This is a genomic window from Aminobacter niigataensis, assembly GCF_946995915.1.
Taxonomy (GTDB): Bacteria; Pseudomonadota; Alphaproteobacteria; order Rhizobiales; family Rhizobiaceae; genus Aminobacter; species Aminobacter niigataensis.
In genome coordinates this window covers 2502083-2516834 of sequence record NZ_OX341517.1, presented here as the reverse complement: position 1 = coordinate 2516834, position 14752 = coordinate 2502083, and the positions used below count along the sequence as shown (strand labels likewise).

General features: G+C 63.3%; 15 protein-coding genes. 7 read left to right on the top strand and 8 right to left on the bottom strand.

Translation table 11 applies throughout. The annotated features are described in order from the left end of the window. Positions 1–13 precede the first annotated feature (13 nt). The 6 genes from pbpC (at position 14) to O1Y97_RS12210 (ending at position 6564) form a co-directional block, all read left to right on the top strand. Positions 14–2113, top strand: coding sequence for a penicillin-binding protein 1C (gene pbpC, locus O1Y97_RS12235; protein WP_318761198.1), 2100 nt, complete (start codon positions 14–16; stop codon positions 2111–2113). Positions 2114–2118: 5 nt separating this feature from the next. Then, positions 2119–2511 carry a DUF7674 family protein gene (locus O1Y97_RS12230; protein WP_318761197.1) on the top strand — a complete coding sequence of 131 codons (393 nt, stop codon included), beginning with the start codon at positions 2119–2121 and terminating at the stop codon, positions 2509–2511. A gap of 217 nt (positions 2512–2728) precedes the next feature. Then, positions 2729–3757, top strand: coding sequence for a sulfate ABC transporter substrate-binding protein (locus O1Y97_RS12225; protein WP_318761196.1), 1029 nt, complete (start codon positions 2729–2731; stop codon positions 3755–3757). Positions 3758–3775: 18 nt separating this feature from the next. After that, entirely contained in the window at positions 3776–4627 is an 852-nt protein-coding gene (gene cysT, locus O1Y97_RS12220) for a sulfate ABC transporter permease subunit CysT (RefSeq protein ID WP_108607566.1), read from the top strand. Beyond that, the gene (gene cysW, locus O1Y97_RS12215) at positions 4620–5504 is read left to right on the top strand and encodes a sulfate ABC transporter permease subunit CysW (RefSeq protein WP_108607565.1); all 885 of its coding nucleotides are present in this window, start codon (positions 4620–4622) and stop codon (positions 5502–5504) included. Before cysT ends, cysW begins: the two co-directional genes overlap by 8 nt. A gap of 13 nt (positions 5505–5517) precedes the next feature. Continuing rightward, a complete protein-coding gene (locus O1Y97_RS12210) occupies positions 5518–6564 on the top strand; it encodes a sulfate/molybdate ABC transporter ATP-binding protein (protein WP_318761195.1) in 1047 nt (348 codons plus the stop codon). Positions 6565–6684: 120 nt separating this feature from the next. On the opposite strand, the gene O1Y97_RS12205 is transcribed toward O1Y97_RS12210, so the two are convergent. The 3 genes from O1Y97_RS12205 to O1Y97_RS12195 form a co-directional block, all read right to left on the bottom strand. Next, the gene (locus O1Y97_RS12205) at positions 6685–7164 is read right to left on the bottom strand and encodes a pyridoxamine 5'-phosphate oxidase family protein (protein ID WP_318761194.1); all 480 of its coding nucleotides are present in this window, start codon (positions 7162–7164) and stop codon (positions 6685–6687) included. Between the two features lie 57 nt (positions 7165–7221). After that, positions 7222–7416, bottom strand: a complete 195-nt coding sequence (locus O1Y97_RS12200) for a hypothetical protein (RefSeq protein WP_318761193.1) — start codon at positions 7414–7416, stop codon at positions 7222–7224. A 203-nt stretch (positions 7417–7619) separates the two neighbouring features. Beyond that, the gene (locus O1Y97_RS12195; protein WP_108607561.1) at positions 7620–7913 is read right to left on the bottom strand and encodes a DUF1236 domain-containing protein; all 294 of its coding nucleotides are present in this window, start codon (positions 7911–7913) and stop codon (positions 7620–7622) included. A gap of 243 nt (positions 7914–8156) precedes the next feature. On the opposite strand from O1Y97_RS12195, the gene O1Y97_RS12190 reads away from it, so the two are divergent. Then, positions 8157–8330 carry a hypothetical protein gene (locus tag O1Y97_RS12190; protein ID WP_159091637.1) on the top strand — a complete coding sequence of 58 codons (174 nt, stop codon included), beginning with the start codon at positions 8157–8159 and terminating at the stop codon, positions 8328–8330. Between the two features lie 173 nt (positions 8331–8503). On the opposite strand, the gene O1Y97_RS12185 is transcribed toward O1Y97_RS12190, so the two are convergent. From O1Y97_RS12185 to O1Y97_RS12165, 5 genes are all read right to left on the bottom strand, one after another. Then, a complete protein-coding gene (locus O1Y97_RS12185) occupies positions 8504–9598 on the bottom strand; it encodes an amino acid ABC transporter permease (protein ID WP_318761192.1) in 1095 nt (364 codons plus the stop codon). Between the two features lies 1 nt (position 9599). After that, positions 9600–10748 (bottom strand): amino acid ABC transporter permease, encoded by a 1149-nt coding sequence (locus tag O1Y97_RS12180; RefSeq protein ID WP_318761191.1) that lies wholly within the window; start codon positions 10746–10748, stop codon positions 9600–9602. Between the two features lie 68 nt (positions 10749–10816). After that, positions 10817–11836: an amino acid ABC transporter substrate-binding protein gene (locus tag O1Y97_RS12175; protein WP_108607557.1), complete on the bottom strand. Its 1020-nt coding sequence runs from the start codon at positions 11834–11836 to the stop codon at positions 10817–10819. Between the two features lie 314 nt (positions 11837–12150). Further along, the gene (locus tag O1Y97_RS12170; protein ID WP_318761190.1) at positions 12151–12618 is read right to left on the bottom strand and encodes a hypothetical protein; all 468 of its coding nucleotides are present in this window, start codon (positions 12616–12618) and stop codon (positions 12151–12153) included. A gap of 1858 nt (positions 12619–14476) precedes the next feature. Next, positions 14477–14674, bottom strand: coding sequence for a hypothetical protein (locus O1Y97_RS12165; protein ID WP_183260246.1), 198 nt, complete (start codon positions 14672–14674; stop codon positions 14477–14479). Positions 14675–14752 lie beyond the last annotated feature (78 nt).

Below are 14752 nucleotides of genomic sequence, written 5' to 3'. Positions count from 1 at the left end.
ATAAGGGGCAGCGATGCGCCCGACGGGGAAAACACTGCGAAGACTGCTGCTCTCTGGTGCCGCCCTCGCTAGCCTGGCTGCCCTCGCCGTCGGCGGCCTGCTGGCGCTGGACCGCGCCTTCCCACCGCCTTTGCCCGAGAAGCTCACCGTCTCGGCCGAAGTGCTCGACCGAGACGACCAGCTTTTGCGCGCCTATGCGACACAGTCGGGCCATTGGCGGCTGGGCGTCGGCCTCGACCAGGTCGATCCGCAGTTGGTCAAGATGCTGGTTGCCTATGAGGACAAGCGATTCTGGGATCATGAAGGCGTCGACCTGCTGGCGCTGGGGCGCGCAGCCCAGCAATTCGTCACCAACGGCGGCATCGTCTCCGGCGGCTCGACGCTGTCGATGCAACTGGCGCGGCTGATCGAGCCGCGCGAGCAACGCAGCCTTGCCTCGAAGCTGAAGCAACTCGCCCGCGCCATGCAGATCGAGCGGCGGCTATCGAAAAAGCAGATCCTCGAGCGTTACCTGACGCTGGCACCCTATGGCGGCAACCTTGAGGGCGTGCGTGCAGCCGCCCTCGCCTATTTCGGCAAGGAACCGAAGCGGCTGACCGTTTCGGAAGCAGCCCTTCTGGTCGCCCTGCCGCAACTGCCCGAGCGCCGCCGCCCCGACCGCAACCCCGACAACGCGCAGGCCGCGCGCGACCGTGTGCTCGGCCGCATGGTGACGGCGGGCCTGCTCGGCGAAAGCGAGGCCGCCCGCGCCGCGCTCGACGACGTTGTCGCCACGCGGCTGGCGCTGCCGGCACTGGCCCCGCATGCCGCCGATACCGCCTTGCGCAACCAGCCCGGCACCGACCGGCACCAGCTGACCTTGCGCAGAAGCGTCCAGGAAGGACTCGAGGCCGTCGCACGCGAGGCAGCCACCCGGCTCGGGCCACGCATCTCGGTGGCCATGGTGATGGCCGACGCCATGACGGGCGAAATCCTCGGCGAGGTCGGCTCGGCCAGCTTCCTCGACGCCTCGCGTTCGGGCTGGATCGACATGACCCGCACTGTGCGCTCGCCCGGCTCGACGTTGAAGCCGTTCATCTATGGCCTCGCCTTCGAACAGGGACTGGTGGCGCAGGAGACGCTGATCGAGGACCGGCCCGCCGATTTCGCCGGCTACCGGCCCAAGAATTTCGACATGAGCTACCAGGGCGACGTTTCGGTGCGACAGGCACTGCAGCTTTCGCTCAACGTGCCGACGATCCGTCTGCTCGACGCGGTCGGGCCGCAGCGACTGACCGCGCGCTTCCGCCAGGCCGGCGTCACTCCGCAATTGCCGCCCAACGAAGTGCCTGGCCTGGCCATCGGCCTCGGCGGCGTCGGCGTGTCGCTGCGCGACCTCGTCCAGCTTTACACCGGGCTTGCCAATGGCGGCCGCGCCAAGATTCTGCGCGATGGATCGGAGACGGCCACGCCCCCTCCGCTCGCCAACGGAACGGTGCTCGAGGAACAGGCGGCCTGGCAGATCGGCGACATTCTTTCCGGCGTGAGGCCGCCGGAGGGCGCCGCCAAGCGCGCCATCGCCTACAAGACCGGGACGTCCTATGGCTACCGCGACGCCTGGTCGATCGGCTATGACGGCCGCTACGTGCTCGGCGTCTGGGCGGGGCGGCCGGATGCCGGCGCCGTGCCCGGCCTGTCGGGATATGTTTCGGCAGCACCCATCCTGTTCGAGGGCTTTGCCCGTTCCGGCCTGCCGGCGATGCCACTGCCGCGCCCGCCGGCGGGAACGCTGCGCACCGCCCGCGCCGACCTGCCGGTGACGCTCGAACGTTTCTCCACCTCAAGCGAGCTGCCGACAGTTGCGGCAGCGATTGCCGAACCGGCGCCGCAGATCGTCTTTCCGCCCGACGGCGCCCGCGTCGAGCTGGGCGCTGCGACGGACGCCGCATCGCCGCTGGTGCTCAAGCTGCAGGGCGGCCGCGCGCCGTTCCGCTGGCTCGCCAACGGCAAGCCGCTGGCGGCCCTGGCGCGTCGCCGCGAGGCGACCTGGCAGCCCGACGGTACGGGCTATTCAACGCTGACGGTGATCGACGCGGCGGGCCGTGCGGCGAGCGTGCGGGTGTTTGTGGAGTAGATGATTTGATCTCGCGGCTGGACATGTTCGACGTGCTTTTGGAGGTCGACCCGACATTCCAGCCGGTTTGGGACGCGTTTGCAGACAAATGGCGCGACCAAACCGAACTGCCACTTTACCTGGCTTTGGGAGACTTGGCGCGACACGTGATTGGCAAGCTGGAGGGCGGCCAGGTCCGTGAACTTCAGCATATTTTCGCAGTCGTGGAACGTTGGCTCGCCGATGGCGATGAGCTCGTACGGGAGGCGACAACAATCGGGCTGCTGGAAGACCTCCAAAACCGGAACCTCCATAAGACCACATCGCCGGATCAATTGAAGCAGTGGCTGGGCCCGCGCAGCGCAGCGCAATGGATCGAGGTTGAAAGATTTTGGTCGGGGCAAATCGCCAAGGCCTGACTGCCCTTGCCTCCCCCGCCAACTCCCCTAGCTGTCATCGCTTGTGGCGAACGTTCATATCGTCCGGGCCGGTCAGGACTTTTGAGCGAGCAAAAAAATTTCCGACGGCCCGGCAGCTCGCATGAAATTTGCCCATGCGGCGCGAAATTCGGAACATTCGCCGCATCTAATTTCTACCAGTTCGATAGAGTAGAACCATATTCGAACGGAGGCGGAAATGACCACTTCACGCAGAACGGTACTTCTCTCGGCGCTGCTGGCCGGCGCGGTTCAACTCGGCGGCCTGGGCCTTGCCCATGCCGATACAACGCTCCTCAACGTCTCCTATGACCCGACCCGCGAGCTCTACAAGGAGTACAACGAGGCCTTCGCCAAGCACTGGAAGGCGGAGAGCGGCGAGACCGTGACGATCCAGCAGTCGCATGGCGGCTCCGGCAAGCAGGCGCGCGCCGTGATCGACGGGCTCGACGCCGACGTGGTCACGCTGGCGCTGGAAAGCGACATCACCGCGATCGTCGAGAAATCGAAGAAGATCAATCCGGACTGGCGCTCGAAGCTGCCCAACAACGCCTCGCCCTACACCTCGACCATCATCTTCCTGGTCCGCAAGGGCAACCCCAAGGGCATCAACGACTGGGGCGACCTGGTCAAGGACGGCGTCCAGGTGATCACGCCGAACCCGAAGACCTCGGGCGGCGCACGCTGGAACTACCTCGCCGCCTGGGCCTGGGCCAACGGCCAGTTCGGCGGCGATGAAGCCAAGATCAAGGAATTCGTCTCCAACCTCTACGCCCACGTGCCCATCCTCGACACCGGCGCCCGCGGCTCGACCGTGACGTTTGCCGAGCGCGAACAGGGCGACGTGCTGCTGGCCTGGGAAAACGAGGCCTATCTGGCGCTCGACGAGTTCGGCGCCGAGAAGTTCGATATCGTCTTCCCGCCGCAATCGATCCTGGCCGAGCCGCCGGTGGCCGTGGTCGACGCCAATGTCGACGCCAAGGGCAGCCGCAAGGTCGCCGAGACCTATCTGAACTACCTCTACTCGGCGGAAGGCCAGACCATCGCCGCCAAGCACCACTACCGGCCGTCCAAGCCCGAACTGGTGCCTGCCGCCGACCTGCAGAAGCAGGCCGAGTTGAAGCTTGTCTCCATCGACGATCCGATTTTCGGCGGCTGGGCAAAGGCGCAGCCCTATCACTTCGGTGATGGTGGTATATTCGACCAGATCTACAAGCCGGCCCAGTAAGGCGAAGACCAGGACGACATGACATCAGCTCCCGCCAAGGCGGGGTGGCGGTTCAGACAGCCGAGCGTCATTCCGGGTTTCGGATTGACGCTCGGCTTCTCGCTTGCCTACCTCACGCTCATCATCCTGATCCCGCTTTCAGGCCTCGTCTGGCGTTCGGCCTCGCTCGGCTGGACCGATTTCTGGGCTATCGCCACCGACCGCCGCACCGTCAAGGCGCTTGAAATCAGCTTCGGCACGGCCTTCATCGCCGCCGCCGTCAATGTCGTCTTCGGCACCATCGTCGCCTGGGTGCTGGTGCGCTACCGCTTTCCCGGCCGCCGCGTCATCGACGCGATGGTCGATCTGCCCTTCGCGCTGCCGACGGCGGTGGCGGGCATCGCGCTGACGACGCTGTATTCGCCGAAAGGCTGGATGGGCAGCCTGCTGGCCCCGCTCGGCATCAAGGTCGCCTACACGCCGCTCGGCATCATCATCGCGCTGATCTTCATCGGCCTGCCCTTTGTCGTGCGCACGGTGCAGCCGATCATCGAGGAGATCGACAAGGAGGTCGAGGAAGCTGCCGCCACGCTCGGCGCCAACCGCTTCCAGACCATTTTCCGGGTGCTGTTCCCGGGGCTGGCGCCGGCCGTCATCACCGGCTTCGCGCTCGCCTTCGCGCGCGGCGTCGGCGAATACGGCTCGGTCATCTTCATCGCCGGCAACCTGCCCTACATCTCCGAGATCGCGCCGCTTTTGATCGTCATCCGGCTCGAGGAGTACGACTATGCCGCCGCGACCGCGATTGCCACGATCATGCTGGCACTGTCGTTCCTGATGCTGCTCATCATCAACCTCATCCAGTCGCGGACCCGCAAGCGCTATGGCTGATCCAGAGCTTTACCCCGCCGACGCCTATCACGAGCACGCCTCGCTGGCGGTGACCGAACGGCCGCTGGCGCGCGCCGGACTGATGTTCGTCGCCTTCGCCTTCCTCGCCATCTTCCTGCTGCTGCCGCTGGTGGTGGTGTTCGAACAGGCGTTTTCGCGCGGCATCGGCGCGTTCCTCGAAGCCATCAACGAACACGACACCATCGCCGCGATCAAGCTGACGCTGCTGGTCGCGGTCATCTCGGTGCCGCTCAACCTGGTGTTCGGTGTCGCCGCCGCATGGGCCATCGCCAAGTTCGAGTTCAAGGGCAAGGCTTTCCTGACCACCCTGATCGACCTGCCGTTTTCGGTGTCGCCGGTGATTTCAGGCCTGGTCTATGTCTTGTTGTTCGGCGCATCGAGCCTGCTCGGGCCCTGGCTCAAGATGCACGGCATCGTCATCCTTTTTGCCGTGCCCGGCATCGTGCTGGCGACCGTCTTCGTCACCTTCCCCTTCGTCGCCCGCGAGTTGATCCCGCTGATGCAGGAACAGGGCACCGGCGACGAGGAGGCAGCACTTTCGCTCGGCGCCAATGGCTGGCAGACCTTCTGGCATGTCACCCTGCCCAACATCAAATGGGGCCTGCTCTACGGCGTGCTGCTGTGCAACGCGCGCGCCATGGGCGAGTTCGGCGCCGTGTCGGTAGTCTCGGGCCACATCAGGGGCATGACCAACACCATGCCGCTGCATGTCGAGATCCTTTACAACGAATACAATGCAGTCGGCGCCTTTGCCGTCGCGTCCGTGCTCGCCGGCCTGGCCCTGGTGACGCTTGTGCTCAAAACCCTTCTCGAGCTCCGCTACGGCGCCGAGATCGCCGCCACGCGCGGACACTGACAGAGGTCGACTGATGGAAGTTCGCGTTTCAAATGTGCGCAAGGAATTCGACCGGTTTCCGGCGCTGCGCGACGTCTCGCTCGACATCAAGTCGGGCGAGCTGATCGCGCTGCTCGGGCCCTCGGGCTCGGGCAAGACCACACTTCTGCGGCTGATCGCCGGGCTCGAACGGCCGACGCGCGGCACGATCTTCTTCGGCGACGAGGATGCCTCCAACAGGACCATCCAGGAGCGCAATGTCGGCTTCGTGTTCCAGCACTACGCGCTGTTCCGCCACATGACGGTGGCCGACAACATCGGCTTCGGCCTCAAGGTGCGGCCGTCGGCCAAGCGGCCGACCAGGGCGGAGATCCGCCGCCGCGCTTCCGAACTGCTCGACCTCGTCCAGCTTTCAGGCCTGGAAAAGCGCTACCCGGCACAGCTTTCGGGCGGGCAGCGCCAGCGCGTGGCGCTTGCCCGCGCCATGGCCATCGAGCCGCGCGTACTGCTGCTCGACGAGCCCTTCGGTGCGCTCGACGCGCAGGTGCGGCGCGAACTCAGGCGCTGGCTGCGCGAGATCCACGACGCCACCGGCCACACCACGATCTTCGTCACCCACGACCAGGAAGAGGCGCTCGAACTCGCCGACCGCGTCGTGGTGATGAGCCAGGGCCGCATCGAACAGATCGGCACCGCCGACGAGGTCTACGACACGCCGAATTCGCCCTTCGTCTACGGCTTCATCGGCGAGTCGAGCTCGCTGCCGGTCAAGATCGAGGACGGACAGGTCTGGATCGCCGACCGGCCGATCGGGCTTGCCGCACCCGAACTTACCGATGGCGAGGCGACGCTCTACTTCCGCCCGCACGACATCGAGCTGCTCAACGAATGCAATGGCTGCATTGCCGGCACGGTGGCGGCGAGCCGGCGCGTTGCCGGCACCCGTCGGGTCGAACTGGAGATCGGCGGCGGGCGCGAACGCGTCGAGATCGAGCTGCCCGTCGGCCACCCCGCCGCCCAGAAAAGCCGGGTCGCGTTCCGGCCGAAGCGCTGGAAGGTGTTTCCGAAAGTGGTGGAGTAGCTGCGAGGGCGTACTGGCGCTCACTGTCTCGGTTTGACTCGGTCGACTTCTGGGAGGCGAGGCCCGCAACGCCGTTACCGGGCCTCCTGTGGAACCAGCGGCTTGAGCGGGTCCTTCGCGTTACTTGAGGCTGACTTTTGCTACGCTATCCGCATAGTCCCGCTTGGGGTCGCCCAGGCCGAGGAACATCTTGACGCCGGCGACAAGGCTTGAGGCGTCAAGCCAAATCTGGGCGTCAGCCGGGTCGAAGCGTAGCAGACAGAGCTTGGGATCATCCTTGCCCTTCTCGAACCAGGCTGCCACGAAGCGGTTCCACAGCCGGTCGATCGTGTTGCGGTCGTTGTCGATCCTGACCGTCCCATGGATGGTTGCAAACAGGTCATGTTTCTTGGCGGCGTAGACGAGGGTTGCCTTCTTCGCGCCCGTCAGCTTTTCGGCAATCTCGGTATCCTTGGCAGTAAAGAAGTAGATGGTCTTGCGCTCGCCATCGAACTGCGCCGTCATGGGGCGCGGGTCAACTCCGGCGATGCCCACCATGACGGTCATGTCCGCGCGGATCGATTTCCAGAATTTCGCTTCAAACTCTTGCTTGTCGGTCATCGGGTCTCTCCGGTTCGCCAATTGGCCGGCGCTGTTGGGAAATTTCTGCCGAACTGTCTAAGCGCCTGCGGCGCGCTTTTTGAGCCGCCGGTCTCTCCTCGCCAGATGGGCGTCATGTCTCTGTCGCTCCGGAGAAGGCAGCAGCGGCAGGGGCTCTACGAGATCGAAATTATCCGGCACGCTTTCGATGAACTCGCGGCCGATGCGGTAGGTGCAATATCCGAAAAACAGCAGTGCAAAGAGACGCAGCATACGACCTCCTTTTATGTTGCCTTCGCAACGCGAGGCGCAGACCTCGTTCCCACAAGAATGCGATCGGCTTCGAGAAAGGGCGCTGCGGACGGCTGCAAAAGGGCCCGTCTTGGGCCGATTATGGGCCATGCCTAGCGGCGGAAACGCGGCCTGGCAGAAGGCGCCCTGATACAGGATCCTGCATCAAGGCGGCCGCCCGTCGGTCAGTCCATGATGTGCACGACCTTGCGAGTCTGCGGGTCGATAAGAACGGTACGGCCGTCCATTACGACATACTGATACTTGTTGTCGGCAAGTGCGCCCGGCTTGAGGATATCAGGAACGATAGCTCCTATTACCAGCTCAAAGTTGGACGGGCGTTCGACGACCACCGGATTGGTTTTCACATATTCCCGGACTACGATCTCCTGTTCGGGGGTCACGATCACAGTCTGGGCAGTCGCGAATGCGGTTCCTGCGAGCAGGATGGTGACGGCAAGTGTGTTTCGGAAAATCATCTCGATACCTCCTGAGTTGATGTGTAACAACCGGTATGGACCGAAACGGTTCCGTGCTTGGTGCGCGAAGTCTGGCCGCCAGCTACATTGACTGCCGATATCCCAGACGAGTAGCTCGCCTGCCTCATAGGCTGGAGGTTGCAGGTTCAAATCCCGCAACCAGTCCTCATGTCGCAGGTGCGCGATATGGCATTTCACATGCGAGCGGTTAGATTGCGGGGAAAGCAGAAAGGATCGAGCCCCATGATCGAAGTCGTCCGAAAAAGGCCTGTGTTGGCGTTCATCGCCGCTACAGCCTCGGCTGCAGTGATAGCAGCAGGTGCCACCATCGGGGTTCTTCAAACACTCACCATCCTCGCGACAATCGGCACTGCGTTGGTGATGGGCGCACTCGTCATCGGGTCGTTTGCCAGATAGGCTTGCCCCGCCGGCGGGTCGCCGTCGACATCTCTTCGCACGGTCGACCCGCAATCCGTCTCGGCTGACATGCTAGGGGGCCGGCAGCCTACCGCGGCGCCGGCGCGCGCCGCGTCGAGCTCGAAACCGGCGGCAGTCGCGAACGCGTCGAGATCGAGCTGCCGGTCGGCAAGTTACCGATACGACGTGTTGAAGTGCCGCTCGAGGAAACGGCTGTAAGCCCCCATCAGCGCGCTGAACAGGAAGTAGACGGCGGCCGCGAAGACGTAACCTTCGAGCACGGCGATGCCTTGCCAATCGGGGTCGCGCAGGGCCGTGCGCACCGTGTCGAGGAAGTCGAGCAGGCCGATGATCGTCACCAGCGTCGTGTCCTGGAAAAACGCGATGAACAGCCCGACCAGCGCCGGGATGACCTTCTTCAGCGCCTGCGGCAGCACGATCTTGAACATCACCTGCCAGTAATGCAGCCCGAGCGCGCGGCCGGCCTCGAACTGTCCCGATGGCACGTCCTGCAGGCCGCCGCGTACGATCTCGGCGATGTAGGCCGCGGCAAACAGGATGATCGCCACCTGCGCGCGCAACAGCTTGTCGATGGTGACCCCGTCCGGCATGAACAGCGGCAGCATGACGGCAGCCATGAACAGGATGCTGATCAGCGGCACGCCGCGCACCAGTTCGATGAAACCGACGCCGAGCACGCGTATCGCCGGCAGGTGCGAGGCGCGCGCCAAGGCGAGGCCGATGCCGAGCGGCAGGGCGAAGGCCAGTCCGACGAAGGACAGCATGAACGACAGCGGCAGGCCGCCCCATTTCGACGTCGGCACCGCTGTCAGGCCGAAGACCCCACCGGCCATCAGGACGTAGAGCAGCGGCAGGATGCCGATTGCCCAGGCCAGCAACAGCCCCCTGCCCCAGACACGCGGGATCATCGACAAACCGCAACTGCCGAGGAACAGGCTGAGCGCGACGAGCGGGCGCCACTGCTCCTCGAACGGGTAGAAGCCGAACAACATGTAGCGCAGCTTGTCGGCGAGGAACGGCCAGCAGGCGCCGGAGCTTTGCTTGCAGGCTTCGGCGCCGCCGTCGAAGACAGCATTGAGGAACAGCCAGCCGAGCGCGAACTTGGCCAGGAGCAGGATGACGCCGCCGCAGACCAGCGTGACCAGCGCATTGCCCGGCGTGCCGAAATAGGCGGTGCGCCACTGCGAGCGACGCGCCGGGCGGGCGACATGTTCGATCGGTGCGGAAAGTGCCTGGGTGTCGGTCATGTCAGCGCGTCTTCAGCGCGACACGCGCATTGTACCAGTTCATGAACAGCGAAATCAGCACCGACAGGCCGAGATAGATGCCCATGAAGATGGCGATGGTCTCCATCGCCTGGCCGGTCTGGTTCATGATGGTGTTCGAAACCATCACCAAGTCGGGATAGCCGATGGCGATGGCGAGCGAGCTGTTCTTGAACACGGAGAGATAGGTGTTGGTCAAAGGCGGGACGATCACCCTGAGTGCCTGCGGCAGCACCACCAGCCTGAGCGTGCGCGAGCGTGGCAGGCCGAGTGCCTGCGCAGCTTCCCATTGACCCTTGCTGACGGCCTGGATGCCGGCGCGGACGATCTCGGCGACGCTGGCCGACAGGTTCAGCATCAGCCCGACCAGCAACGCCACGAACTCCGGGCGGATCTGCAAGCCGCCGGTGAGGCGGAAGCGGCCAGCCTCCGGCGCGCTCCACGACAGCGAGACCTGGCCGCTGGCCCAGACGGCAAGTACCGGCAAGACAAGCAGGATGAGCGCGACGATCCAGCCGGCATTTGCCTGGCCGCTGGCGATGCGCCGGCGCCGGGCAACGCTGCGCACGACGAGTGCTGCGGCGATGCCGAGCGCAAGTGCGGAAAGCACGAGTTCAAAACCGCTGTGCCATTCGAGCGATGGCACGGCCAGGCCGCTGTTGGACAAGAAGAAGCCGGGAACCAGCTGGATCGCCTGGCGCACCGGCGGGAACACCAGGATGATCAGGAAATACCACAGGAACAGGTAGAGCAGCAGCGGAACGTTGCGCAGCACCTCGACATAGGCAAGCATCAGCCGGCTGAGCAGGGGATTGGCCGACAGCCGGCCGATGCCGACGAAAACGCCGATGATGGTGCCGAAGAGTGCTGCGAGGAACGACACCTTGATGGTGTTGATCAGCCCGACGAGAATGGCGCGGGCAACCGTGTCGGTCGGACCGTAGGCGATCGAGGTCTCGCTGATGGCGATGCCGGCCTGCCTGGACAGGAAGCCAAAGCCGGTGGCGATGTCCTGCCTGGCGAGGTTCGCACTCGCGGTGCGGTACATCACCCAGGCGGCGAGCAGCACCGCTGAAATGGCGACGAATTGGTAGAAGGCCGCGCGAAACCGCGTGTCGTTCAAAAACAGCATGAGCGCGCCGATGTCGTGTGAACAGGGAAGAAGGTCCGCGCCGGGTAACGGCGCGGACCTTGCAGTTCTTAGCGGACCGGCGGCGCGTAGAGCAGGCCTCCGGCATTCCACTGCGTATTGGGCCCGCGCGTCATGCCGAGCTTGGTCTTTTCGCCGAGATTGCGGTCGAAGACCTCGGCGTAGTTGCCGACGCTCTTGATGACGTTGTAGCCCCACTTGTTGTCGAGGCCGAGCATCTTGCCGAGCTCGTCGGCACCGCCCAGCATACGCTGGACCTCGGGGTCCTCGCTCTTCAGCATCTCGTCGACATTGGCCTGGGTGATACCCTTCTCCTCGGCCGCCATCAGCATCCACACCGACCACGAAACGATGTCGCGCCAGTTGGAATCGTTCTGCCGCACGGCGGGCGCCAGCGGCTCCTTGGAGATGGTTTCCGGCAACAGCACGTAGTCGTCGGGGTTGTTGGCGACAGCGCGGATCGAGGCAAGGTCGGAACGGTCTGACGAGATCGCCTCGCAGCGGCCGGAGTAGAAGGCGGCGCGGTTCTCGTCGGGGCTCTCGAAAACGACCAGCTCGAACTTGCCGCCGATGGTGCGGAAGAAGTCGGTCAGGTTCTGCGAGGTGGTGGTACCCGGCAGGGTGCAGATCGCGGCGTCGGTCAGTTCCTTGGCGGAAGCGACGCCGAGCGACTTGGGCACCAGCAGGCCCTGGCCGTCATAGAACACGGTCGGGCCAAAATCGATGCCGAGCGACGTCTCTCGCGAAAAAGTCGCCGTCGTCTGGCGCGACAGCACGTCGATCTCGCCCGACTGCAGCGCCTGGAAGCGCGTGTTGATGTTGGTCAGGACGAAGTCGACCTTGTCGGGATCGCCAAACACGGCAGCCGCGATCGAGCGGCAGATGTCGGCGTCAAAACCCTGCATGCGGCCCTTGTCGTCTGCGGCGGCGAAGCCAGGAGTGCTGAGCGATACGCCGCAGATCAGCTTGCCGCGCGCCTTGACAGTGTCGAGCGTGGCCGATTGCGCGGCGGTGGCACCGACCATCAGTGCGGCGGTTGCGGCGCACAGCGCCAGGAATTTACGTTTCATGCTTCCCTCCCTCGATTGTCGATCGCAGGCCGCCTGCACCATTCTTCCCCCGGTGCCAACGTCGCCTCGATCTGTCGCGGGGCTATGTATGCATATATTGTGTACGATGTGGAAGATGAGTGTCGTACAAAATGTATACGATAGTTGGCGATGTGGAAAAGATCGCAGAGCCACATGTCAGGCTGACGGCCGATGGCACGTGTGGGGGCTCAGCGCAGCCGACACCCCGTTGGAAGGGCAACCTGCAGTGGCACCGGCCCGCGCCGCAAGGCAATCGGAATTCAGACTGTTCACACGAGGGACTGCGACGGCGGTCAGCCGTTGCAGGCTTCGGCCAGTTTGCGCACATGCGCACCGTCGTACTCGTTCGGCGTGTAGGTGCCCATTTCCTCGCCGCCGACAAGGATCGTGAACCCGCCGACGAGCAGCTTCCCCAGTGCCGGTTCCATGGTCGTCAACCCGTCGAAGACATAGCGGCCGTTGTAGGTCTTGCCGGTGGCATCGATGGAATGGGTTGCGTCGCCGTTGCGCAGTTCGAGCTTGGCGCTTCGCCCTTCGCTCATGTCGCCGGACTTCGGGTAGAACGCGACGACAACATCCGAATATCCGGCGGTGCAGTTCAGCGACACGTCGACATCGCCGGACGCTGGATCGTAATAGGCGAGCGTCAGTGTGGGCGACAGGTCGTCGTGCAGGAACCATCCTTTCGGGATCACCGACTGTGCGACGGCCGCAGAGCTTGCGACAGCAAGCATCACAAGTGAGGAGAGTACCGCCTTCATGCCCACGCCCCCCGTGTATCTGGACAAGTAACCAGACGCGGCGCTGGCTGACAAGCAGCAGCGTTTCTCATCTGAGCTTATCGAGCGGCACCCCAACATTAACGGGGCAGGAAATCAAACATGTCTCGCGAGCAATAGGTCGGGTTCTAGGTGCAAGCGTGGTACACCGAATGAGGCATCAATAGAGCGACAGAAGAAGGTGGTAGCCCGGCGATACCCCATTCGAATGCATCCTTTATATGCTGGGCGCGCCGCAGATGCCAAACCTCGGCACCTCCCTGAACTTCTGGATCAAAGGGCACCCGAGTGATCGGGCGGGGTGATATTGCCGGCAGTCGCGAAGGTGCCTAGTCTTCCTTCCATGATCGACAGCCGTAAGTTCATTGCCATATCTCTTGGTGCCATCGTAGCAGTGGCCATCGTGGTTCTAACCACCGGATGGCTTTTGGGACCGGTAGGTTGGTTTCTGGGCGTGGGCTTTGCTTGCACGGCCCTGGTCGCCATTGCGGCTCTGGTAAGAGATCGGCATCAGAAATATCTCATAGAACGCGGCCTTCTGAAACGCTCGCTTGGCTCATAACCAAGGGAACGGCTGAGCGCGATTGCGGGTAACCACCGCATCCCGCCCATCAATCGTGAACACTGTTGATCCGAGGAGCTATGTATTCGCTGTCAGGGACAGGCAACGGCCCGTCCGTCTTAACGGTGGCGGCCCATGTCTTAAAGCTGCCGTTGCCGCCACGACAGTTGATAGTGGCCTGTCCGACATAAGGGGCACCATATTCGCAACTGCCGTATGCGGCGATGGCTCCCTGTCCGGGAGCCTCGAAAGCCATCTCGTTAACTTCAAGAACCGATCGGTACCCCTGCCAAAGCCGTGCGGTACTTTCCCTTGCACGGAAGATTAGCTTTCCTCTCGCGGTCGAGAACTGAAGCGTCACGACGCCGTCGGACGTTCTAGTTCGCGTTACCTCACCAGTACAATCCGACAGCAAGTTCTCGTTGGCAACAACCAGCCTTTTGCAGATGCCTTTGACCGTCCATTCGCCGCTCTGCCCTGAAGGGGGAGTTGCCCATGATGCTGCGACGGCGGGGGTGAACACTCCAATCGCAACAGTTACAGCCAACTTTATTCGCATGTTGTCATCCGGGGTGGGGAGCGAGCGGTCCAGTCCGTTCGTCGCGTTGGTCAGAGGCAACTGACCGGACCAGCAGCAGCAGCGCGAGCAGCCTGATAGCACGCTACAATGCCCACCACGACTATGAATAGGTGAGCGGCGATCTTGAGGTGTATTGTGTTGCGAAAGCGCGCTGTGAAAACCGAAACCGTCAATATGCAAATCGAGTAAGCCGCCGCCGCCAGGTAGGCAAGGGCAGCTGGTGGAAAGTAGGTCGGAATAACGGGCCAACAACTGGCGAACGTATAGGGACCAGTGTTTTGGGAAGCGAGAACAGCAAGCAGCACCCAAGCGGCAGCGTGAACAAGAAGTAGCGGGTAGTTCAATGCACGCAACAACCAGAAATTCCCTGCTGAAAACAACCCAAGGTAATCAGACGTGGCGCTAACTGGCAAGCAGCAGCGCTTCGTCGCCGGGGAATGATGCTAAGTGGGCTTTGCCTTATTGAGAGCAGTGAGCCTTTGTACCAATGAGGTGTACTGGTAGACGGCTTTGAGTAGTTCTTTGGCAAGTTCGATTGCGAGTTCTGACTCTTCCTTGCCGATCTTATCGTAGTCTTTCGCCTCGATATGGGCGGCATCAGGACGGACACGACCACCCGTAAGTGAGCCATGTAGCGTCTGGCTCGGCCGACCAATCGGTGTGGGCGGCAAGGTTCACGCGCTTTCCCGCCGGCCTGGTCACTCTTCGTCTTCGTCATACCCCAGCAAGGTCATCAACTGGTCGACCATCAGTTCGGCCACTGAGCGGTTGATGGCAAGCTCGACTGCCCCGTCGTCGGTTTCAAGATTGAGCAGGGCCAGTAGCGGCTCTTCGTTGACCACTTGCGTATCGACCTGAAGCACGCGGTTGGGCGCCGTGTTGGTCAGTCGCGGCATTCGTTTGTTCCTCGTGGTGCAAGCTGGGCCTGAGCTACAAGCCCAGGCCGCCTTAGAATGAAGTCCGCCGCCGCTAAT

What these genes read in the sequence shown, in the direction of transcription:
- pbpC (WP_318761198.1), top strand. Translation starts at nt 14, where the DNA reads ATGCGCCCGACGGGGAAAACACTGCGAAGACTGCTGCTCTCTGGTGCC.
- O1Y97_RS12205 (WP_318761194.1), bottom strand. Translation starts at nt 7,164, where the DNA reads ATGACCGACAAGCAAGAGTTTGAAGCGAAATTCTGGAAATCGATCCGC.
- O1Y97_RS12165 (WP_183260246.1), bottom strand. Translation starts at nt 14,674, where the DNA reads ATGCCGCGACTGACCAACACGGCGCCCAACCGCGTGCTTCAGGTCGAT.
- O1Y97_RS12190 (WP_159091637.1), top strand. Translation starts at nt 8,157, where the DNA reads ATGATCGAAGTCGTCCGAAAAAGGCCTGTGTTGGCGTTCATCGCCGCT.
- O1Y97_RS12185 (WP_318761192.1), bottom strand. Translation starts at nt 9,598, where the DNA reads ATGACCGACACCCAGGCACTTTCCGCACCGATCGAACATGTCGCCCGC.
- O1Y97_RS12225 (WP_318761196.1), top strand. Translation starts at nt 2,729, where the DNA reads ATGACCACTTCACGCAGAACGGTACTTCTCTCGGCGCTGCTGGCCGGC.
- cysT (WP_108607566.1), top strand. Translation starts at nt 3,776, where the DNA reads ATGACATCAGCTCCCGCCAAGGCGGGGTGGCGGTTCAGACAGCCGAGC.
- O1Y97_RS12175 (WP_108607557.1), bottom strand. Translation starts at nt 11,836, where the DNA reads ATGAAACGTAAATTCCTGGCGCTGTGCGCCGCAACCGCCGCACTGATG.
- O1Y97_RS12170 (WP_318761190.1), bottom strand. Translation starts at nt 12,618, where the DNA reads ATGAAGGCGGTACTCTCCTCACTTGTGATGCTTGCTGTCGCAAGCTCT.
- cysW (WP_108607565.1), top strand. Translation starts at nt 4,620, where the DNA reads ATGGCTGATCCAGAGCTTTACCCCGCCGACGCCTATCACGAGCACGCC.
- O1Y97_RS12210 (WP_318761195.1), top strand. Translation starts at nt 5,518, where the DNA reads ATGGAAGTTCGCGTTTCAAATGTGCGCAAGGAATTCGACCGGTTTCCG.
- O1Y97_RS12180 (WP_318761191.1), bottom strand. Translation starts at nt 10,748, where the DNA reads ATGCTGTTTTTGAACGACACGCGGTTTCGCGCGGCCTTCTACCAATTC.
- O1Y97_RS12195 (WP_108607561.1), bottom strand. Translation starts at nt 7,913, where the DNA reads ATGATTTTCCGAAACACACTTGCCGTCACCATCCTGCTCGCAGGAACC.
- O1Y97_RS12200 (WP_318761193.1), bottom strand. Translation starts at nt 7,416, where the DNA reads ATGCTGCGTCTCTTTGCACTGCTGTTTTTCGGATATTGCACCTACCGC.